A 19,947-nucleotide genomic window follows, 5' to 3' on the forward strand; every position below is an offset into this window, starting at 1 on the left:
AGGGTGATATTGCTGACGTCGCTCAAATCTTTGCTCCATCTGCAAGCACACCCAGACGTTTGGCCGCGTCCAGTTCAGAACGCGCCGCCTGGAATTTCAGGTCGATTTCTTTTTCCAGCGCACGCAGGAATGTTTCGTAAACGCCAACCACATCCATCACCTGACGCGTTCCCGCCTCGTATTGGCGCTGGAACAGGTCAAGATTGGCTTTTGCCTGTTGCGTCAATCCAGAGGCCTCGTCGGCCTGCCGCTTTAACGCCTGCAATTCGCGCCGGTCGGCCTCGATCGCGCGGTTCGAGATATCGCGCGCTTCGGTGACTTTACGGTCGGCGGTGATCTTGGTGGCCTCGATCGCCCGAAGTGATGCACCAGTACCAAGGCCAAACATCTGGTCCGCCGCCGCGTTCAGCGAAATGCCCCGCCCGCCATCGCGCACCGACCCGCCTGCCGACAGGCCCGGCAGATGCTGCGCCCGGGCGATCCTGGCTTCGGCGATTTGCTTGTCCCGCTCGACCATAGCGCGCAAGACCGCAAGCGCGCTGTCTGACGATGTCGATGTCATGCCCTCAAGGCCGCGCACGTCATCCAGAGCCGTGTTCGACATCGCGTTCAATTCGGCCATCGCACGGCTGGTTTTTTCCTGTGCCGCCGTGTTGCGCGCCCGCAGATCCGCCAGTTTTTGCCGCAGGATGTTGAGGTCAGAAAAGTTGGAAACCCCGCCTTTGACGCGTTCGTCCATGATCCATTCAAACTGACCCATGTCTTTAAGCGCCTGCCCATAAAGATCCGCCGCCGCGCGCCCCTCTTCGGCCTGGAGATACAGGACCAGCCCATCATAGACCCGCGCGTTGCTGCTTTCGGAAAGCGCCACAGCCGCCAGTTCCACATCGGCTTTCGCCAGATCACGCTCGGCCTTTTTGCGGCCGTTGTCGAACAGAACCTGATTGATCACCAGATCCGCCACAAAATCCCCAAGCGAGGTCAGAGTGATCCGCGGCGACAAGGTCGGAAGCCAATTCTTGGACGCCGCCTTGGCCCGAAGCTGGGCCACCTGCAGTTCGGCTTCTGCGACGCGGGCATCGGCGGCCAGAACCCCGGCGGCAACCTTGGCATATGCAGATCCAGATGTCAGAACGCTGTTGCGCGTGGCCAGATCGGAAATGATCGCAGAGACCGCGTCAGGCGACACAGCCCTGGGGGCCGCCGCCTTGGTTTCAGCCTGCAGCGACGTGTCCGCAGCGGGCTGCGCCTGCAAGAACCGCGACACGGTTCCATCCCCAAAATCCTGCATACATCCCGAAAGAGCCGTTATGCCAAGCACCGCACCTGCAATGGCCCCTTTTTTGTGCCTCATGTCGTGTGAGCCCCCGCTTGAAGCTGTTTTTTATTGTCGGGGCTCGGGCCACCAAAACACGTGGCCCGAACAAATCTTGACCTCGTTAAATCGTTACGTTTGTGATCTCGTCATCGATCAGCACGGTTGCATCACCCAGATCATAGACGTTGTAGCCTTCGCCTTCCTCAACACGGCTGCCTGTCCGTGTCGCACCTGTGATGCGCACCGCGTCGTCCGAGTTGCCGGTAATCCGAACCTCGTTGGTCTCACCTGCCAGCGCGACGATCTGCGCTTCGGTAATCGTCAGGGTGGCTTCCTCGGTGAAGTTAAGATCAATCGCCTTGATTTCGTGACCGCCGATATTGCCCGCCAATGTCACGTTGGACTGGCTGGTGTTCGGGTTGTCGACAACGATATACGTCCCGGTCATGTTGCCCGCGCTGTCGGTTGCGGTGACCACAAGGTCGGACCCGTCCGGTACAACATTGTTGAACGTATACTGCGTTTCACCTGTGTTCGGATTGTTGAATTCACTAAAGCCCACAGCTTGCGGCTGGCCAGAGCCACCCGATCCGCTGACCTGATCAATCGCAACATCATGATCCGTGCTTTCAAGGAAGATACCCCGCACCGACTGCGTGCCCTCGCGGGTGATCGCCGTCATGTCCGGTGCATCCGGGGCCACGTTGTCCACCACCATGGTTTCGGTGATCGACTTGGTGTTGCCCGCCGCGTCCGTCGCCGAAATGGCAATCGACACGCTTTCGCCATTCACAACCGGGATCACGCTGGACGGCACCGCCACCGACCATGCGCCGCTTGCGCTGACCTGTGCTGTCATGGCCTGCCCACCGATGGTGACGGTGACACTCGATCCCTGTTCCACCTGACCGGTCAACGTAAAGCCTTGCGCGCTTTCGGCTTCTCCAACAACGCCATCGCTGCCGCCGGGTGTGCTGGTGCTGGTCAGCGGCACGACCTCGGTGTCGACCTGGAAGGTCTTGGACGTAGTCGCGGTATTGCCCGCGCGGTCTTCGGTGCTGATCTGGGCCGTTGTGGTGTAGGTGCCGTCCGGGATCTCAAGACCCGAGTAGCTGACACTCCAGTTGCCCGCCGCATCCACATTTGCAATCCGCGTGATGCCTTCGACAACCACGGTCACCGATCCGCCCGGTTCGGTTGTGCCCGTCAGGGTCACACCGCCGTTTTGCTCGGCATCGTTGACGATATTGTCGGCTGTCACCGGGTTCGCGCTGACGGCGAAGTTGCGCACAAACGTGTCGACCATGACCGTATCGGTCCGGGTCAGTTCATTGCCCGCCGCATCCACGGTATAGGCCGTGATCTGCGCCTCGTATTCGCCGGGGCGGACTTCGCCCGCCATATAATTCGCCTGCCAAACACCAAAGCCATCGGTCTGGACCGTCTTGGACACACCGTCCAGCGTGACATCCACAATCGCATTGGGGGTCGACGTGCCGGTGATCGTCACACCGTCAGACGCTTCGACCTCATTGACCACATCGTCCATTTCGATGGGTTCCGGGCTGATCGTCAGAAGACCTGCATCGGTGTCAAAGATCACCGTCCGCGTTTCAACCGCCGTGTTGCCCGCGATATCGGTCGAACTTGCGCTTAGGATTGCGGATTGCTCACCCGATGGCAGCTCACCGGACATATAGGTCACGGTCCAGTTGCCCGCCGCATCCACACTCGCCTCACGTGACACGCCACCCAGCGTCACAGTCACACTTGCGCCGATCTCGGTTGTGCCGGTGACGGTCATGCCCTGCGACGCTTCTTCGGCGTTGACCACGCCATCCGCGCCACCGGCCTGGCTGGTGATGTCAAAGTTGCGCACCAACGTATCAAGCCGTACATCACCCGATGCGGTGCTGACATTGCCAACCTCGTCCGTCGCCGTTGCGTTGATTGTCAGATCTTGTTCACCCAGCGGAATTTCCGTGGCGCTAAAGGTCACCGTCCAATTGCCCTGCGCGTCGACCGTCGCCTGCCGGGTATAACCGTTCATCTCGACCACAACGGACGAGCCGATATCGGTTGTTCCAGTGATTTCAACACCATCCGACCGCTCATCCGCATTGATGATGCCGTCGGTTTCGATGGTCGCCGTGTTCACCGTCACGCCCGAGACGGTGTCAATCTCGACACCATCGGTCAGCGTTGTCGAATTGCCGAAGCTGTCGGTCGCTACAATCGAAATATCAGAGATATATTCACCGCGCTCAAAGGTCGTGCTTGACAGTGTCACACTCCAATTGCCCTGCGCATCAACCTCTGCGACATGGCTCACGCCACCGGCGATCAACACCACAGACGCCCCGATTTCCGTCGTCCCGGTAATCGTCGCCCCACCGTCAAATTCGCTTTCGGTGATAAGGTCACCTGTCGATACCGTGCCATCCGTAACCGACACCGGCGGAGGCGTTGTGTCGATGATCACGTCTGGCCCGACAAGTGTGGTCTCGTCCTCTCCGGTGACGATCACGTCAGTCACATAGACACCATCAGCCGGGAAATTCGGGCCGGTAAAGACAACGTCCCAATTGCCATCGGCACCGGTTGTCGTCGTCTGCGTGACATCACCGATGATCACGACAACGGTATCACCTTCATTGGCCGTTCCGCTGACCAGCACTGTCCGATCCTCATCGGTCAAGCCATCGCCGCCGATGATGAATTCACCATCATTCACTGTCGGCGGCTGTGGGCCACCGCTTTCTCCGTCAGATCCGACAAGACCGCCGCCGCCGTCCCCATCTCCGTCGCCACTGCCGCCAATAACAGCCGCACCCGTTGCGACCGCGGCACCGGCCCCCAGGATCGGCAAAAGGCCACTGCCCGCCAACAGGCCTGCACCCAACATGGACACGCCGCCCTCGTCGTCGGCGGCCCCCATGTCAGCCGCCAAAATTTCAGCGCGGTCAAAAAAGATCAGCGCGTCATCCGGGCTCCACTTGCCCCACGCGGACACGTCTCCGTATTGCGCAAACAGGACACCACCGTCGCCTTGAGCAAAGGTCACCTCACTCAGCACGCCGTCGGTGCTCAGGAACAACCGGCTTGCCGTGCCATCCTCGAAATAGTCCTCAAGCACGATCACCCGGCCATCTGCCAGTGTCAGCTGCAAATCCGTCCCGGCGCGGTCATAGCCCCGCATATCGGTTCGATGAAGATTTAAGGAAACTTCGCGGCCGCCAGACGCGTCTATCAAGAAACCCTGATCACCTGCACCAACCACACCACGCTCGATCGCACCCATAGGGGTACGGACGACGAAATTAATCGCATTCATAACAACACCGCTTTACCTCAATACCGCCCAATTTTGGGTTCGGTTTATTATTGCTCTGACACGTGCCTAGCTCAAAAGCCCAAAACCACAAAGCGTGTTTTTCGGGAATGATTCGATTTTTTTCTTCGCCCAAGCAAAGTGTTGCGAGAAAAATACGCTTGAATTGTGTTCAAAAAGTGGCAACGACCCGATGGGCGCGGGCCGCAGTTTGCGCCGCCAGCCCCATTCGCACAGCCCAAGCGCCATCCGACACAGACACCGCCGGCACACCTCCATTACGCACCAAATCCAGAAATCTAATGTGCTGATAAAATGTTGATCCGTTGTGATCCCCCGCCTCCAGAAGCGTGGGATCAACCGGAATGTCGACGGCTTGCGGACCTTTGGGATGACGCGGGCTGACAATCACCTGCGCCACGGGCGGTGCGCCCAGATGCGTGGGCCAAAAGCGCCCCGGCCCCGGCACCAGCGCCTCGATCTTGCCGTTCGGGCCCACCGCGCTGATCTCTTCCTGATAGCGCGACCCTTCGGCATACATGCACAATTCCAGCATCGCCCGCGCACCATTGGCAAAATCCACCATCACATAGCCGGTATCCCAGACATCCGGCGCTTGGCCTTCATAGCGTTCGCCCAGATGGTTCACCTCTTGCCCGGCGCTTGCGCTGATGCGCACTGGATCAGAGGCCAGGATCAGACGCATGAGGTCAAAGAAGTGGCAACACTTTTCCACCAGCGTGCCGCCCGTGTTGCGGTTAAAGCGGTTCCAGTCGCCGACTTTGGGCAGAAACGGAAAACGGTGTTCGCGGATGGTGAGCATCTTCACACCACCCGTGGCCTTCTGCACCTGATCAATCAAAATCTGAACAGGCGGCATATAGCGATATTCCATCGCGACCCAGATAGGTGCGGGATAACTGCCGGCAATCGCCTCGACCCGCGCAATATCCACCGGGTCGGTATAGAGCGGTTTTTCGATCAAAAGCGGCAAAGGCCGGGTTTTGGCGATCTGCGCGAACGCGTCCACATGACAATGGTTCGGGCTGGCGACCAGCAGGCAATCCAGATCGTCCAATGACAGCAGCTCCTCCAACGACGCGCACAACCTCGCATCCGGCGCAATCGCTTTGGCGGCCTTGGCCATGATCTCGTCCGGCTCAAAGATCGCGGCGACGCGTGCACCCTCTAAAAGTGCGATATTGCGCAAGTGTTCCTGCCCCATCATGCCGCATCCGATGATGCCATAGTTGATGATCTTCATGGTCGTCCTTCAGGTGATACGCGCCACATAGGTGGCCACGTTGGTGTTGATCCAGTTCCAGGACACCTCGGCAGAGGTGCCATCCGGTCCGTAACTCAGGCGCGTGGCCCGCATGCACGGCGCGCCGGGCGCAAGGCCGAATTCGGGCGGCGCCCAGTCGGGAACGGTGGACAGATCCAGCCGGTCTTCGGCCTTGGTGATCCAAAGCCCGAGCGCTTCCCGGTAATACAAGTAAAGCGACTCGCGCAGCGCCTCGGCGTCGATTGCTTCAGTGAAACTGCCGTCCAGCCAGATTTCCTCAAGCACCGCTGGCACGCCGTTCAGTCGGCGCAAGCGCCGGATGCGATGGCCCCTGTCACTGCGCCCAAAGCCCGGTAGGCCATCAGGCTTGCGAAGCGTGTCGACCGACAAGAGCTCAGCCGTGGGCAACCCTCCGCCGTCCAGCAATTCTACCCGGAAAAAGGCATAAACCGATTGCGCATCCTGCTGCGCCCTCACGTAATTCCCTGATCCCTGCACCCGTTCAAGCAACCCCTGCGCCGTGAGCAGATCAAGCGCTTTGCGCAAGGTTCCAACGGAAATGCCCAACTCTGTCGCCATATCCCGCTCGGGCGGGAGACGCGCGCCGTCCACCAGACGCCCGGCCTGAATATCGCGGATCAGCAATTCGCTGATCTGGACGTATTTGGGCAGGGCATGGGTGTTGGGCATCACGGGACCAAAAAATTGATACAGTATTGATCTACATAAAAGCGGGTGCTACGCAAGAGAAAAGCTGCGCGTCGGAGACACCTTTTATGAGCATCGTTCCCATCACTTCGCCCGACCTTGATGCGGCAGAGGTGTCGTGGTTCGCAGCACTATGTTCCGACGACTACGAATTCCTCGGCGTGCCGGACGGCAAGCTGCGATCCAGTTGGGCGCATTGTTCCGGCATCCTACGCGAGGCCGAGGCGCAGGGGTTCCGCAACATCCTCTGCCCGTCCTCGTACCAGGTGGGGCAAGACACGTTGTCCTTCGTCGCGGGCTGCGCGCCAATCACCGAAAAGATCAATATGCTCGCCGCCGTGCGCTGTGGCGAGATGCAGCCCATCATGTTGGCCCGGACCATCGCAACGCTTGATCATATGCTGGAAGGGCGGCTGACGGTGAACATCATCTCGTCAGACTTTCCGGGCGAAAAAGCCGACAGCGCTTTCCGCTATCAACGGTCCCGCGAGGTTGTGGAGATCCTGAAACAGGCGTGGACGCGGGACGAGATTTCCTATCAGGGCGAGGTCTACCAGTTCGACGGTCTGACCACCGATCCGGCCAAGCCTTACCAAACCGGCGGGCCGCTCCTCTATTTCGGCGGCTACTCTCCAGCGGCTTTGGAATTGTGCGGTCAGCATTGCGACGTCTACCTGATGTGGCCCGAGCCGAAAGACCAGTTGGCCCAGCGCATGAAAGACGTGAACGCGGTGGCGGAGCGGTATGACAGGACGCTCGACTACGGCCTGCGCGTGCATGTGATCGTGCGCGACACCGAGGCCGAGGCGCGCGAATACGCAGAGCATATCGTCAGCAAGCTGGATGATGATCAGGGCAAGGCCATCCGCGAACGGGCGTTGGATAGCGGGTCTTTGGGGGTGTCGCATCAGGCGAAGAACCGGGATCTGGCGGATATGGAGGGCTTCATTGAACCGCATCTCTGGACCGGTGTGGGACGGGCGCGGTCGGGCTGTGGGGCGGCGCTGGTCGGGTCCACCGATCAGGTGCTGAGCGAGTTGGAACAGTATCAAAAGATGGGCATCCGGGCGTTTATCCTGTCAGGCTATCCGCATCTGGACGAGTGCAGGCATTTTGGCAGCCGGGTGTTGCCGCAGATGAAAACCTGTTCGCTGCCCGAGGCCTATGGTCGGGTGCCCGAGAGAACCCCACTGACACCGCTTGGTGCGGGGGTGCGCCACTGATGAGCCACAAAAAGTCACCAGAATTTAATTTTGAGCGCCCAGATTCTTCTCCGAAGAATCTGTTCGACGAAATGAACACAAACACCAATCCAATGCCGAAGGGATCAGCATGGATCGCGTAACTTTCAACGACCACCTAGAACTCAGCCGCCTTGTCTATGGCATGTGGCGCTTGGGCGATGACGCCGACACCAGCATCGACCATGTCCGCAACAAGATAAGCGCCTGTCTCGACCAGGGCATCACGACCATGGATCAGGCTGACATCTATGGCGGGTATGAAGCCGAAGAGATCATGGGCAACGCCCTTACCCCCGAGCTGCGCAACCGGATCGAGATCGTCACGAAATGCGATATCGTCGCGCCCGCTGGGCGGTATGCAGACGCAAAGGTCAAGTATTACGATACAAGCCGCGCGCATATCATGGCCTCGGTCGATCATTCCTTGCGGTTGATGAAAATCGACCATATCGACCTGTTGCTGATCCACCGGCCCGACCCCCTGATGGACCATCACGAAACCTGCGCGGCGTTGGACGAGCTTGTCCAATCCGGCAAGGTGCGCGCTGTTGGGGTATCGAATTTCCGGCCCTATGACTGGGACCTTTTGCAATCGGCCATGACAACCAAGCTGGTGACAAACCAGATCGAGATCAGCCTGCTGCACCACGCGCCCTTCACCAATGGCGACATCGCGTTCCACCAGATGAACGGCCAGCCGCCGATGGCGTGGTCCCCGCTGGGCGGCGGCGCGCTCTTTGAGGCGAAAAACGCCAAACTGCGCGCAGCGCTCAAGGCCATCGGCGATGCAAATGGCGTTGATGAAGCTGCCGTTGCGATTGCATGGCTCTTGGCGCACCCCGCGCGCATCCTACCTGTCCTTGGCACCAATAATCTGGACCGCATCAGCCGTATCGGCGATGCTACGCATGTCCAGATCGACCGGGAGACATGGTTTGACCTCTACACCCACGCCCTTGGCCACGAAGTCGCCTGAGGACCAGATGACCGACATGACCCACAGCTTTGAGCCGTCGCACGACACCTCCCGCGCCTTTCGGGACGCGCTCGGGCAGTATGCAACCGGGGTCACGGTCATCACCTGCAACACGCAGTCAGGGCCTTTGGGCATCACCGCCAACAGCTTTGCCAGCGTGTCTCTCGACCCGCCTCTGGTGCTTTGGTCGCCTGCCAAATCCTCGACCCGCTATCCGTTCTTCATGGCCGCCGATCACTTTGCGATCCACGTCATGGGGGCAGAGCAGGCCGGGATGTGCAGCGCGTTCGCCCGACAAGGCGATGCGTTTGACCAGTTCGATTGGGAGACCGGCGCGCACAAGGTGCCGCTGATCAATGGCTGCCTGAGCCGCTTTGAATGCACCAAGGTGGCGGAACATGACGGCGGCGATCATTCGGTCATCATTGCACGCGTCACCCGCGCCACCACGCGGCCCGGAGATGCGCTCATTTTCCATGGCGGACGGTACGGAGGCTTTACTCAGACCACCTAATCGGCCCCTATAGAAAAGAACAAAAGGGTCCAGCGCCAGAGGAGACGGCGCAAGGCACAGGGAGGAGGCCAGACATGGCCGCATTGCTTTGGCTGTTGAAGCCAATTGAAGTCGTTCTCGATATCGTGCTGCGCGTCGGGCGATGGATTGCCGTTGTGGCCATTGCGCTCATGGTTGTCGCGATCCTCTTGCAGGTGTTTTTCCGCTACGTGCTGGGCAACGCCCTGCCCTGGCCCGAAGAGGCCGCGATTTTCCTGATGCTTTGGATGACCGCTGCGATTGCCCCCTCGGCCTATCGGCGCGGCGGTTTCGTGGCGCTGGAGATCGTCTCGTCCGCGTTGCCCAAGATGGTGGCCACGGTGCTGAGCCTTGTTTTGTTGACGCTCTCGGGCCTGGTTCTGGCCTTCGGCATCGATATGGGCTGGGGCGAGATGAACAGCCTTGCGGGCAAGTTCAAGAGCGCATCGCTTTACTACCCAACCACCGATGGTTGGGAGAAAATGCCGAATTCCTGGCAAATCGCATCGCTCGTCACCGGGTTGGTGCTGCTCTTCGTGGTGAACATCGAATTGATGCTGCGCGCGCTGATCACGCTTTTCGGCGGCGAGGATCAACTGCGCTCTGCGCTCGATGCTGAAATGACAGCGGAGTAACGCTATGCTGGTCTGGTTTCTTCCGCTTTTTCTTTTGTTTCTGATGATCGGCTTGCCGGTCTTTTTCGGCATGCTGGCGGCCCCCGGTATCATGCTTTGGCTCAACGGGCAGGAGCGCGATCTGATCCTGCTCTACCGCAACGTCTATAACGGCATGGCGTCCTTCCCGCTGATGGCGATCCCGTTTTTCATGCTGGCGGGCGAATTGATGAACCGCGGCGGCATTACGATGCGGCTGGTGGAATTCTCGCAGGCGATGATGGGCCACTTCCGGGGCGGTCTGGCGCATGTGAACGTGCTGTCCTCGATGCTGTTCGCGGGCTTGTCGGGGTCTGCTGTTGCGGACACCTCTGCCCTCGGGTCCATGCTGATCCCGGCGATGGAGAAAGAAGGCTACAGCCGCAAATTCGCGGCAGCGATCACCGCCGCCAGTTCCGTGATTGGCCCGATCATTCCGCCCTCAGGCATCATGATCATCTACGCCTACGTCATGGGCGAAAGCGTCGCCGCGCTGTTCCTTGCGGGTATCGTGCCGGGCATCTTGGTGGGCGTCGGCTTGATGGTGATGGTCAAACTACAGGCCGACCGCTACGACTTTCCGGCCTCGCGCAGCAAAGCAAGCTGGGGCGAACGCGGGCAAGCGTCGCTCAAGGCATTTTTCCCGCTGATGACGCCGGTCATCATCCTTGGCGGTATCCTTGCCGGTGTGTTCACGCCCACTGAGGCGGCAGCGGTGGCGGTGGCGTATGCGATCGTGGTCGGCATGTTTGTTTTGCGCACCCTGACGTTGCGCGACCTGCCCGATGTGCTGATGCGCGCGGCGATGACGTCGGCGACGGTGCTACTATTGGTCGGCGCTGCGATGGCGTTCAAGACGGTCGTGTCACTGTCGCATACGCCCGAGATCCTCGCGGAATTTGTCCTGGGTCTGAGCGAGAACCCGTTGATCCTCTTGTTCCTGATCAACCTCCTGCTGTTCGTTGTCGGCATGTTCCTGGATGCAGGGCCTGCGATCATCATCCTGGGGCCGATCCTTGGGCCGATCTTTGTCGATCTGGGCGTCGATCCGATCCACTTTGCCATCATCATGTCGGTCAACCTGACCGTGGGTCTGGCGACGCCGCCGATGGGGCTGGTGTTGTTCGTGGCCTCAAGCGTGTCCGGCGAGCGGGTCGAGACCATTTCCAAGGCGATCCTGCCGTTCCTCGCCATCGAGATCGTGGTGATTTTTCTCATCACCTTTGTCCCGGAGATTTCCATGACCATTCCGCGCCTCACCGGGTTTGCGGATTGACCATCGGTGCGTGACATCACGCACCCTACGTAACCGACCAAAATAGAAGCGACAGGGAGAACCAAATGCTCAAAGGTCTGACAACAGCGGCACTGACAGCCGCCTTACTGGCGGGGTCCGCCATCACCGCCGCGGCACAGGATTTCACGATCCGGGCCACGGCGAACTCGAACGAGAATGACGAAGATTACGACGGCCTCGTCGTCTTCAAGAACCATGTCGAGAACGCCTCGAACGGTCGCATCGCGGTGGAGCTTTTCATTGGCACGCAGCTGTGCTCGGGCGGTGCGGAGTGTTTGCAGGGCGTCTCGGACGGCTCTATCGACGTGTTCGTGACCACCTCGGGCGGGGCTGCTGGCATCTTCCCTTACGTTCAGGTGCTCGATCTGCCGTACCTGATGTCTGATGACCGCGTGGCCGAGCATGTGCTGTCGGGCGATTTTACCCGCACGATGCGCGACATGGCGTTGCGGGACAGTGGCGACACGATCCGCATCATGACCATCGGCAACACCGGCGGCTGGCGCAACTTTGCCAACACGCAGCGCCGGATCACGCAGCCGTCTGACCTTGAGGGCCTGAAGATCCGCACCGTGGTCGCGGACCTGCCGCAAGAGGTGGTCAAGGCAATGGGGGCCGCCCCAACGCCGATCTCCTGGCCGGAGCTGTTTACGTCCTTCCAGACGGGTGTGGTTGATGGGTCGAAGAACGGCATCACCGATATTATGGGAATGAAATTCCCGGATGCCGGCCTGCAATACGTCACTCTGGACGGGCACGCCTACATGGGTGCGATCTGGGTGATGAACAACGAAAAGTTCCTGTCCATGCCCGAAGACATGCGCCGCGTTGTGATGGACGGGTTTTATGCGTTGCAGCAGGCGACGTTTGCCTCACCCAAGCGCAAGTCGATTGCGGCCTATGAAGAGTTTGTTACCGGTGGCGGGGACCTTTACGTGCCGACGCCCGAAGAAAAGGCGGCCTTCCGCGAGGCAGCGGCGCCGGTGTTTGACTGGTTCCAGGAAAATGTCGATGGCGGCACCGAGATCTACGAAGCGCTGTTGAAAGCGGTCGAGGACGCCGAGGCAGAGATCGGCGCAGCCTATGAGGCAGACCTGAACTAAGGTCTTTTTGATACGCTGACGGGGCCCCGGGGGAAACCTCGGGGCTTTTTTCGTGCGTGTGGGGTCGGTCGAGAACTGCCCCGCCGGTCGTGTCGTGCGAGCCAAGCGTCGGCTTGCATATTTATGAAAAGAAGAAGCGGCGCCGCCCTTATGGGCCTGACGGTTTCCCTCTGTATCCGCGATTTGGGCGCGGGGCCTGTACTTGGGGGAGACCCAAGCTTGTACGGAGACCGGTCTCTCATGGCCAACCTTCCGGCGTCAGAGAGAAAGTGCCGGGTGTGATGCCCAGCGTGTCAGTATGGTGTCGCGGCATGGGAGTGACCCTTCCCGCTCAAAGCGCTTTGTGGGCGGGGGTATGGGGGATGGAGGGTTAACGATTGGGAAATGGGGCGGTCGTTGCATGGGAGCCGTAGGGGGCGTGATTTCACGCACCATTAACCACCCCACGTTAAAACAAGCCAATGCCCAACTACCAACGCCCAAAAATCAACGGCGCGATAGTGTTCTTCACGGTCACACTGGCAAACCGCCAGAGCACGGCTTTGACCGACAACATAAACGCCTTACGGCAAGCCGTGCGCGCGACCAAAGCCGAGCGCCCATTTGGGATTGAGGCATGGGTTGTTTTGCCTGACCACCTTCATTGCATCTGGCGGTTGCCCGAAGATGATCATGACTATTCGACCCGCTGGCGGTTGATCAAATCACGGTTTGCGCGCGCAGTTCCCAAGGGAAATTTGCGACAAAGTCACATCGCCCGAGGCGAACGCGGTGTTTGGCAGCGGAGGTTTTGGGAACATCACATTCGCAGCGACGCAGATTTTGAAGCGCATTTGCGATATTGTTGGTTGAATCCGGTGAAGCATGGATTTGTGGAGCGGCCCGAGGATTGGGTGTATTCGAGTGTTCATCGGGATGCGCGGTATATCGGGTGTGGAAGTGGTGCGTGAAATCACGCACCCTACATTGCGCGCAATAAATGCCACATTCCCGCCACTTGCCCCTGTTACCCCAATCCGCAACACTCAGCGGAATGGGTAGAGCCAGACCCGGTAATCGTCCACGAGGGCTTGGGCATGCTCAATCTGTTACCGCGTTGTGGCGTGCGCCATTTGTGCGCCCGATATCGTGGCTGTGCGGCTTGTCGCCGATGAGCCGGGTGGGGTGTGGCAAACCAGGTCTTGCCAAATCGGCTTTGCCCTGTCATACGGGCAGGGCTAACGATCTTCTACTCGACCTTCTGTTTTCCGACCTCGGCACGCAGCTTTCGATAACGACGTGACTTCGCCGGGTTGCCGCACTTTCGCGGGCAACGGATAACATAAGGAAACTTCACATGGCTTCTGGCACAGTGAAATGGTTCAACACCACAAAAGGCTACGGCTTTATCGCACCTGATGGCGGCTCCAAGGACGTATTTGTCCATATCTCCGCTGTAGAGCGTTCGGGCCTGACAGGTCTCAGCGATGATCAGAAAGTGACTTTCGACATCGAAAATGGCCGCGATGGCCGTGAGAGCGCGATCAACCTCGCGCTTGCATAAGCCTAATCGCTTTTGACAGTTTGAACAGCCCGAGTGCGCCGCACTTGGGCTGTTTTGCTTTGGCGCTGGCAAATCTTGAGGCGGCAGGACATCAACTTTCAGTGACTTCGTTGCGATTCCGTGTCGTTTGGGCCGCAGTTTTTTCAAAGCCAGCCCCCATCAGGCCGCCCGCATGTTTTTTTTGCGTCAAAGCAATGGCAAATTAACGGGGTTGTTCGAAAACGACCCCGTGTGAAAAGAAAGAGTGCTGCCCCATGATTTCCCGACGTACCTTAATCGCCACTGCGGCGGCTGGCCTTGCTGTACCCCATCTGGCCAAAGCGCAGGCGTTTCAGATTGATCCGGTCTTTCTGCCGCAAGATGTGCGGATCAAAACCGATATCCAGCCTGGTCAGATCCTTGTGCTGCCGCGCGCGCATTTCATTTACCATGTGACCGCCCCGGGTGTGGCGCGCCGCTATGGTGTTGGGGTTGGAAAAGCCGGGCTGGAATTTACCGGCACAGCCGAGATTGCGGTGAAAAAGGAATGGCCGACCTGGCGTCCGACCGATGAAATGATCGAGCGTGAGCCAAACAAATACACCAAGTTCATCGACAATGATTACGTTCAGCCCGGTGGTCCGGGCAACCCGCTTGGCGCGCGGGCGCTGTATCTGTTCCAAAACGGGCGGGACACCTATTTCCGCATTCACGGCACCACCGCCCCGCATACGATTGGACAATCTGTGTCGAACGGATGCATTCGGATGCTGAACAGTCACGTTCAGGATCTGTATGATCGCGTGCCCATCGGGACGGTTGTCACGGTTTTGTAAACTCGTCAAAGGCGGCGACCGCTTATGCACGGTCGTCGTCTTTTCTTTTTGCTGCCACAAACAACGCAATTTTCCCTGCCTTTAGGACGGCGTTAAGGAAATATGCGCATCTTGCAAACGAGGGGCTTGGGTATGGCAGCAATTTCGCTCATCGCAGGGAGCATTGTCGGTTGGATTTTCGCCGCCGCGGCGTTGACAGCGGGGGCATTGGCCTCGACTGCGTTGATCATTTTTCTGATCACCAGCCTTGGGTTTGCGGGAACCACGCTTTGCGTCGCCTGTCGCAGATCAAAGGGTATGACATACAATCGCCCGCGCAGCTGACTGCACGGGCGCGGATTTCCGCCGATGCGGAACAGCTGTTACAGCAAGACGCTGATCACCAGCAGGTTCGGAATAATAAACACCGCCGCGATACAAAACAGCTTGGCCGCATGTGACGCAGAGCGGAACAAGGAATTTTGTTCCAGAACATCACCATAGGCCAGAGCCGCATACATGACCGCCCCCGATTGTCCGTTTTCGATCAAGCGGTTGCGCTCTATTTCGGCACGAGCTTCGGCGTAGCGCGCGTTCAGTTGATCTTGCTCTTCTTTTGCGGCCATCCGGTCTTCAACACCTGACATTGTCACTCTCCCACAGTTCAGTCTTTAGGAACATGGCGCCATCAGACGACAAGGCAAGTGTTTCTCACATGAAAGGGAACACGTGCCTTTTTTCTTGCCACATATCGGGAATCGGCGAAAAGTTGTATCGCAAAGTTACCATTATCGACCACACTGCTCCGATACGGCTCAGTTACGCGATTATGACTGACCGCGCCCGTCGCGCCCTCTTGCCCGGCGGAAGTTAAGACAGACAGGAGTAAGACGGATGGCGACAGGCACCGTTAAATGGTTCAACACCACCAAAGGCTATGGTTTCATTGCACCCGATGGTGGCGGTAAGGACGTTTTTGTTCATATTTCGGCGGTGGAACGGTCCGGGCTGACCGGACTGGCCGACAATCAAAAGGTGACGTTTGACCTTGAAGAAGGCCGCGACGGGCGCGAAGCAGCGGTGAATATCTCGCTCCAGTAAGGCTGACGGTTATATACGGTCGCTGGCTGGGCCAGATGCGACGCCTCTCGTCGCGCAGGCCAGGAATGGATCACGCATGGATCTCGGTGCGGGCGGCGCGGTTGTCGCCCGTACAGCTTTGAGGTCCTAAACGGACATAAAGATCATTCCGAGGCGCGCGCGATCAGATCAGCAACCGCTGGTCCCATTGCCTCGACAATCAGGTCAACGCCATCGGCATTCGGATGAATCCCGTCAGATTGCATAACGTCGCGTAAGTCTGCCGGTGTCTCGCCCACACTCATCAGCCCCTCAAAGAAGCGCGGAAAGTAAAGCGCGCCATATTGCTCGGCCAGGTCTGCGTACATGGCATCAAATTCGGCTTTGTATTCCGGGCCGTAATTGCCCGGAGCCTCCATCCCGACAATCAGAACCTCAAGATCATTTTCCTCTGCGACCCTGAGAATGCCGTCGAGATTGGCGCGCGAGACTGACGGATCAAGGCCACGCAGCAAATCGTTGCCGCCAAGGGCTACCATGATCGCGTCTACGCCCGGGTGCAGAGACCATTCCACACGCGACAGACCGCCAGCGGTGGTATCGCCAGAGACACCGGCGTTGATGATGCGTGCCTCTAAACCCTGTTCATCCAGCCAGGCCTGCAGTTTTGGCACAAACCCGTCCGCGTCCATCAGGCCGTACCCCGCGGTCAGGCTATCGCCCAAGGCCAACACCTCGACAGGTTGTGCCTGCGCTGCCGCCGTGCTCCAAACCAGAAACGCGACCGCAGCCGCCTTGTTCAGGCTTTGCAATGCCCTATATCTCATCCAACGCAACATCATAAAGCTCCGTATCCATGACCCAACCCGTACTCGCCCTGAAAGATGTCACGCTCAGCCTCAAGGGCAATGCCGGAATGGTCGAGATCCTGCACGGGATCGACCTTTCTGTTCACAAAGGCGAGACACTGGGCCTGATCGGGCCGTCCGGGTCGGGAAAATCGTCTTTGTTGATGGTGATGGGCGGATTGGAGATGGCCACATCCGGGTCCGTTAAGGCGCTGGGTCAGGATTTGACAGCGATGGACGAAGACGCGATGGCGCGGTTTCGGCGCGATCACATGGGCGTCGTGTTCCAGTCATTTCACCTGATCCCGACAATGACAGCGCTGGAAAACGTGGCGACGCCGCTGGAACTGGCAGGGGCCAAAGATGCCTATGCAAGGGCAGAGGCCGAACTGGAGGCGGTTGGGCTGGCCCATCGCGCAGATCACTACCCCGCCCAGATGTCGGGTGGCGAACAGCAGCGGGTCGCCTTGGCGCGTGCGTCTGTGACGCGTCCGGAAATCCTGCTGGCGGATGAACCGACCGGTAATCTCGATGGAGCGAATGGCCAGGCGATCATTGATATGCTGTTTGGATTGCGTGATCGGCATGGGGCCACGCTTGTTCTGGTGACACATAGTCGTGAATTGGCCGCCAAATGTGACCGGGTTGTCCGCCTCACAGATGGGCAGATTGCAACCGACTCGTCGTTGAAGGCCGCAGAATGAGCCTTGCGACCGCGTCTCGATTTGCCCGCCGCGAGCTGCGGGGCGGGCTGAAGGGGTTTCGCATCTTTCTTGCGTGCCTGGCTTTGGGCGTTGCGGCGATTGCCGGTGTCGGCTCTGTGCGGTCGGCCATTCAATCGGGGCTGTCGGAACAGGGCGCGGTTCTGCTGGGCGGTGACGCATCGGCGCGCTTTACCTACAGGTTTGCCGAAGCGTCCGAGCGCGAGTGGCTGAACAGCATTGCGCTTGAGGTGTCAGAGATCACTGATTTCCGATCCATGGTCACCAAAGACCCGAACGGTACGGCAGAACGCGCGCTGACGCAGGTCAAATCGGTGGACGCCGCCTACCCTTTGACCGGAACGGTCACGCTTGACCCCGAAATACCGCTGTCAAAGGCGCTGGACGGCACAGACACCGCACCCGGCGCGGTTATGGCACCATTGCTTGCTGATCGGCTGGGTCTTGAACCCGGTGACAGCTTTCGGCTGGGCACAACCGATTTCACGCTGACGGCGATCCTGACAAACGAACCCGACAGCGCGGCGGCGGGGTTTTCGCTTGGTCCGCGGACCCTTGTAAGAACCAATGATCTGCGCGATGCGGGTTTGCTGCAGCCCGGCACGCTTTATGAAACGGAATATCGCCTGCTTTTGCCACCGGATGCCGATCTTGATGCGCTTGAGACCCAAGCACGGGAACAGTTTCCCAATAGCGGTCTGCGTTGGCGCGATGCACGCAACGGGGCCCCCGGCGTGGCAGAGTTTGTTGACCGGCTGGGCGCGTTTCTTGTGCTGGTGGGCCTGTCTGGTCTGGCGGTGGGCGGCATCGGGGTGTCTGCTGCCGTTCGGGCCTATCTGGCGCGCAAGACACCGGTGATCGCAACGCTGCGCACGCTGGGTGCAACCCGTGCGACCATCTTCCAGACCTATTTCCTGCAGATCGGAGCGCTGAGCCTTTTGGGTATTGCCATGGGACTGGTGCTTGGCGCGCTGGTTCCGATCCTGTTTGGCCCCTTGATCAGTGCATCGCTGCCAGTGCCAGCCATCTTTACCGTCCATCCCGCACCACTGGCCGAGGCCGCGCTCTATGGCATCCTTACGGCACTGGTGTTTACGCTTTGGCCGCTGGCCCGCACCGAGGACATTCGGCCCGCGATGCTGTTTCGCGACGCATTGGATGGGGCCAGCGCGCTTCCCGCCTGGCGTTACGTTTTCGGAACACTCGGATTGCTGGCGGTGCTGGTCGCGGTGGCGATGTTGTTTTCAGGCAGCCCCTTTCTGACCCTATGGACAGCGGGCGGCCTGATCGGCGCGCTGGTGGTGCTGGTTTTCGCGGCGATTGGCATTCGCTGGCTTGCAAAGCGCAGCACCAGAGCGGCGCGTGGGCGGCCTGTCTGGCGGTGGGCGCTGGCCTCTATCGGTGGCCCGCGCGACGCGGCGGCCCCGGTGGTTCTGTCGCTGGGTCTGGGCCTGTCGGTGTTGGCCGCGATCGGACAGATCGACGGCAATTTGCGCACTGCGATTGATCGCGATTTGCCAGAGGTTGCTCCGGCGTATTTTTTTGTCGACATCCAACCCGATCAGATGCCGCAATACCTTGAGATGCTGGAAAGTGAAGACGCGGTCGCGCGCATTGACAGTGCCCCGATGCTGCGCGGTGTGCTGAGCCGGATCAATGGGCGGCCTGCCTCCGAGGTGGCGGGCGATCATTGGGTGGTCACCGGCGACCGTGGCCTGACCTATGCGGCCGCACCGGACGAAAACACCCGTGTTGTTGCTGGCGAATGGTGGGCCCCGGATCATGACGGCCCCCCCGAGGTCAGTTTTGCCATTGAGGAGGCCGAAGAGATGGGCCTGGCGCTTGGCGATGAGTTGACCGTCAACATCCTGGGTCGCGACATCACAGCCACCATCACCAGCTTTCGGGATGTGGATTTTTCGACAGCAGGGATGGGTTTTGTGATGACGCTCAGCCCGAACGCCTTGCAGGGTGCGCCGCATACGTTCATTTCGACCGTATATACCGAGCCAGAGGACGAAGCCCGTATCCTGCGGGAACTGGCCTCGGCGTTTCCGAACATTACCGCGATCAGCGTGCGCGACGCGATTGACCGGGTCAGCGTTTTGCTGGAAGGCATCGGAGCCGCTGTGCGCTGGGGGGCCGCGGCCACGTTGCTGACCGGGTTTCTGGTTCTGATCGGGGCGGCAGCGGCGGGCGAAGGCGCGCGCACCTACGAGGCGGCGGTGCTCAAGACGCTTGGTGCCAGCCGCGCACGTATTCTCAAAAGCTTTGCCCTGCGCTCTGCCTTGTTGGGCGGCAGCGCCGGCGTTGTGGCGCTTGGGGCCGGGATCTTGGGCAGTTGGGCTGTCATGACGTTTGTGATGGACAGCACGTTCACAATCGTCTGGCCATCTGCCTTTGGCATCATCGTGGGTGGCGTGTTGGCAACACTGGTGGCAGGTCTTGTGTTTGCCTGGCGTCCCTTGGCCGCGCGTCCCGCACAAGTCTTGCGCGCGCGCGAATAGACGCCT

At 59.5% G+C, this 19,947-nt stretch carries 19 protein-coding genes; 13 read left to right on the plus strand and 6 right to left on the minus strand.

Features of this window, described 5'->3' with window-relative positions:
• Positions 1 to 22 precede the first annotated feature (22 nt).
• The 4 genes from ACG74X_RS11865 to ACG74X_RS11880 form a co-directional block, all read right to left on the minus strand.
• Positions 23 to 1,354: a TolC family protein gene (locus tag ACG74X_RS11865; RefSeq protein WP_411235035.1), complete on the minus strand. Its 1,332-nt coding sequence runs from the start codon at positions 1,352 to 1,354 to the stop codon at positions 23 to 25.
• A gap of 85 nt (positions 1,355 to 1,439) precedes the next feature.
• On the minus strand, positions 1,440 to 4,517 hold the full coding sequence (locus ACG74X_RS11870) for a beta strand repeat-containing protein (RefSeq protein WP_411235036.1): 3,078 nt from the start codon (positions 4,515 to 4,517) through the stop codon (positions 1,440 to 1,442).
• Positions 4,518 to 4,821: 304 nt separating this feature from the next.
• Positions 4,822 to 5,913 (minus strand): Gfo/Idh/MocA family protein, encoded by a 1,092-nt coding sequence (locus ACG74X_RS11875; RefSeq protein ID WP_411235037.1) that lies wholly within the window; start codon positions 5,911 to 5,913, stop codon positions 4,822 to 4,824.
• Between the two features lie 9 nt (positions 5,914 to 5,922).
• The gene (locus ACG74X_RS11880) at positions 5,923 to 6,624 is read right to left on the minus strand and encodes a GntR family transcriptional regulator (RefSeq protein WP_411235039.1); all 702 of its coding nucleotides are present in this window, start codon (positions 6,622 to 6,624) and stop codon (positions 5,923 to 5,925) included.
• Positions 6,625 to 6,710: 86 nt separating this feature from the next.
• On the opposite strand from ACG74X_RS11880, the gene ACG74X_RS11885 reads away from it, so the two are divergent.
• From ACG74X_RS11885 to ACG74X_RS11930, 10 genes are all read left to right on the plus strand, one after another.
• Complete coding sequence (locus tag ACG74X_RS11885; RefSeq protein ID WP_411235040.1) at positions 6,711 to 7,865, plus strand: LLM class flavin-dependent oxidoreductase; 1,155 nt, start codon at positions 6,711 to 6,713, stop codon at positions 7,863 to 7,865.
• A 109-nt stretch (positions 7,866 to 7,974) separates the two neighbouring features.
• Positions 7,975 to 8,862, plus strand: coding sequence for an aldo/keto reductase family oxidoreductase (locus ACG74X_RS11890; protein WP_411235042.1), 888 nt, complete (start codon positions 7,975 to 7,977; stop codon positions 8,860 to 8,862).
• A 7-nt stretch (positions 8,863 to 8,869) separates the two neighbouring features.
• The gene (locus ACG74X_RS11895) at positions 8,870 to 9,376 is read left to right on the plus strand and encodes a flavin reductase family protein (protein ID WP_411235043.1); all 507 of its coding nucleotides are present in this window, start codon (positions 8,870 to 8,872) and stop codon (positions 9,374 to 9,376) included.
• Positions 9,377 to 9,450: 74 nt separating this feature from the next.
• Positions 9,451 to 10,029 carry a TRAP transporter small permease gene (locus ACG74X_RS11900; RefSeq protein WP_411235044.1) on the plus strand — a complete coding sequence of 193 codons (579 nt, stop codon included), beginning with the start codon at positions 9,451 to 9,453 and terminating at the stop codon, positions 10,027 to 10,029.
• A 4-nt stretch (positions 10,030 to 10,033) separates the two neighbouring features.
• A complete protein-coding gene (locus ACG74X_RS11905) occupies positions 10,034 to 11,323 on the plus strand; it encodes a TRAP transporter large permease (protein WP_411235045.1) in 1,290 nt (429 codons plus the stop codon).
• Between the two features lie 65 nt (positions 11,324 to 11,388).
• Positions 11,389 to 12,447, plus strand: coding sequence for a TRAP transporter substrate-binding protein DctP (gene dctP, locus ACG74X_RS11910; protein ID WP_411235046.1), 1,059 nt, complete (start codon positions 11,389 to 11,391; stop codon positions 12,445 to 12,447).
• Between the two features lie 461 nt (positions 12,448 to 12,908).
• A complete protein-coding gene (locus tag ACG74X_RS11915; RefSeq protein WP_411235047.1) occupies positions 12,909 to 13,397 on the plus strand; it encodes an REP-associated tyrosine transposase in 489 nt (162 codons plus the stop codon).
• A 386-nt stretch (positions 13,398 to 13,783) separates the two neighbouring features.
• On the plus strand, positions 13,784 to 13,990 hold the full coding sequence (locus tag ACG74X_RS11920; RefSeq protein WP_247081703.1) for a cold-shock protein: 207 nt from the start codon (positions 13,784 to 13,786) through the stop codon (positions 13,988 to 13,990).
• A 254-nt stretch (positions 13,991 to 14,244) separates the two neighbouring features.
• Positions 14,245 to 14,805: a L,D-transpeptidase gene (locus tag ACG74X_RS11925; protein WP_411235048.1), complete on the plus strand. Its 561-nt coding sequence runs from the start codon at positions 14,245 to 14,247 to the stop codon at positions 14,803 to 14,805.
• A 132-nt stretch (positions 14,806 to 14,937) separates the two neighbouring features.
• Entirely contained in the window at positions 14,938 to 15,129 is a 192-nt protein-coding gene (locus ACG74X_RS11930) for a hypothetical protein (protein WP_411235049.1), read from the plus strand.
• A gap of 38 nt (positions 15,130 to 15,167) precedes the next feature.
• On the opposite strand, the gene ACG74X_RS11935 is transcribed toward ACG74X_RS11930, so the two are convergent.
• Positions 15,168 to 15,431 carry a hypothetical protein gene (locus ACG74X_RS11935; protein ID WP_411235050.1) on the minus strand — a complete coding sequence of 88 codons (264 nt, stop codon included), beginning with the start codon at positions 15,429 to 15,431 and terminating at the stop codon, positions 15,168 to 15,170.
• A 247-nt stretch (positions 15,432 to 15,678) separates the two neighbouring features.
• On the opposite strand from ACG74X_RS11935, the gene ACG74X_RS11940 reads away from it, so the two are divergent.
• On the plus strand, positions 15,679 to 15,885 hold the full coding sequence (locus ACG74X_RS11940; RefSeq protein ID WP_411235051.1) for a cold-shock protein: 207 nt from the start codon (positions 15,679 to 15,681) through the stop codon (positions 15,883 to 15,885).
• A 143-nt stretch (positions 15,886 to 16,028) separates the two neighbouring features.
• Here ACG74X_RS11940 and ACG74X_RS11945 read toward each other — a convergent pair whose 3' ends face one another.
• Positions 16,029 to 16,691 (minus strand): arylesterase, encoded by a 663-nt coding sequence (locus tag ACG74X_RS11945; RefSeq protein ID WP_411235052.1) that lies wholly within the window; start codon positions 16,689 to 16,691, stop codon positions 16,029 to 16,031.
• A 29-nt stretch (positions 16,692 to 16,720) separates the two neighbouring features.
• Between ACG74X_RS11945 and ACG74X_RS11950 the strand changes: the two genes are divergently transcribed.
• Both ACG74X_RS11950 and ACG74X_RS11955 read left to right on the plus strand, forming a co-directional pair.
• The gene (locus ACG74X_RS11950; RefSeq protein WP_411235053.1) at positions 16,721 to 17,416 is read left to right on the plus strand and encodes an ABC transporter ATP-binding protein; all 696 of its coding nucleotides are present in this window, start codon (positions 16,721 to 16,723) and stop codon (positions 17,414 to 17,416) included.
• Entirely contained in the window at positions 17,413 to 19,941 is a 2,529-nt protein-coding gene (locus ACG74X_RS11955) for an ABC transporter permease (RefSeq protein ID WP_411235055.1), read from the plus strand. The genes ACG74X_RS11950 and ACG74X_RS11955 overlap by 4 nt, the downstream gene beginning before the upstream one ends.
• Positions 19,942 to 19,947 lie beyond the last annotated feature (6 nt).

Source organism: Marivita sp. S0852, assembly GCF_046591575.1.
Classification (GTDB): domain Bacteria; phylum Pseudomonadota; class Alphaproteobacteria; order Rhodobacterales; family Rhodobacteraceae; genus Marivita.

Excerpts from the sequence above, each read along its gene's own strand:
- ACG74X_RS11865 (WP_411235035.1), bottom strand. The coding sequence starts at position 1,354 with ATGAGGCACAAAAAAGGGGCCATTGCAGGTGCGGTGCTTGGCATAACG.
- ACG74X_RS11870 (WP_411235036.1), bottom strand. The coding sequence starts at position 4,517 with ATGCGGGGCTATGACCGCGCCGGGACGGATTTGCAGCTGACACTGGCA.
- ACG74X_RS11875 (WP_411235037.1), bottom strand. The coding sequence starts at position 5,913 with ATGAAGATCATCAACTATGGCATCATCGGATGCGGCATGATGGGGCAG.
- ACG74X_RS11880 (WP_411235039.1), bottom strand. The coding sequence starts at position 6,624 with ATGCCCAACACCCATGCCCTGCCCAAATACGTCCAGATCAGCGAATTG.
- ACG74X_RS11885 (WP_411235040.1), top strand. The coding sequence starts at position 6,711 with ATGAGCATCGTTCCCATCACTTCGCCCGACCTTGATGCGGCAGAGGTG.
- ACG74X_RS11890 (WP_411235042.1), top strand. The coding sequence starts at position 7,975 with ATGGATCGCGTAACTTTCAACGACCACCTAGAACTCAGCCGCCTTGTC.
- ACG74X_RS11895 (WP_411235043.1), top strand. The coding sequence starts at position 8,870 with ATGACCGACATGACCCACAGCTTTGAGCCGTCGCACGACACCTCCCGC.
- ACG74X_RS11900 (WP_411235044.1), top strand. The coding sequence starts at position 9,451 with ATGGCCGCATTGCTTTGGCTGTTGAAGCCAATTGAAGTCGTTCTCGAT.
- ACG74X_RS11905 (WP_411235045.1), top strand. The coding sequence starts at position 10,034 with ATGCTGGTCTGGTTTCTTCCGCTTTTTCTTTTGTTTCTGATGATCGGC.
- dctP (WP_411235046.1), top strand. The coding sequence starts at position 11,389 with ATGCTCAAAGGTCTGACAACAGCGGCACTGACAGCCGCCTTACTGGCG.
- ACG74X_RS11915 (WP_411235047.1), top strand. The coding sequence starts at position 12,909 with ATGCCCAACTACCAACGCCCAAAAATCAACGGCGCGATAGTGTTCTTC.
- ACG74X_RS11920 (WP_247081703.1), top strand. The coding sequence starts at position 13,784 with ATGGCTTCTGGCACAGTGAAATGGTTCAACACCACAAAAGGCTACGGC.
- ACG74X_RS11925 (WP_411235048.1), top strand. The coding sequence starts at position 14,245 with ATGATTTCCCGACGTACCTTAATCGCCACTGCGGCGGCTGGCCTTGCT.
- ACG74X_RS11930 (WP_411235049.1), top strand. The coding sequence starts at position 14,938 with ATGGCAGCAATTTCGCTCATCGCAGGGAGCATTGTCGGTTGGATTTTC.
- ACG74X_RS11935 (WP_411235050.1), bottom strand. The coding sequence starts at position 15,431 with ATGTCAGGTGTTGAAGACCGGATGGCCGCAAAAGAAGAGCAAGATCAA.
- ACG74X_RS11940 (WP_411235051.1), top strand. The coding sequence starts at position 15,679 with ATGGCGACAGGCACCGTTAAATGGTTCAACACCACCAAAGGCTATGGT.
- ACG74X_RS11945 (WP_411235052.1), bottom strand. The coding sequence starts at position 16,691 with ATGAGATATAGGGCATTGCAAAGCCTGAACAAGGCGGCTGCGGTCGCG.
- ACG74X_RS11950 (WP_411235053.1), top strand. The coding sequence starts at position 16,721 with ATGACCCAACCCGTACTCGCCCTGAAAGATGTCACGCTCAGCCTCAAG.
- ACG74X_RS11955 (WP_411235055.1), top strand. The coding sequence starts at position 17,413 with ATGAGCCTTGCGACCGCGTCTCGATTTGCCCGCCGCGAGCTGCGGGGC.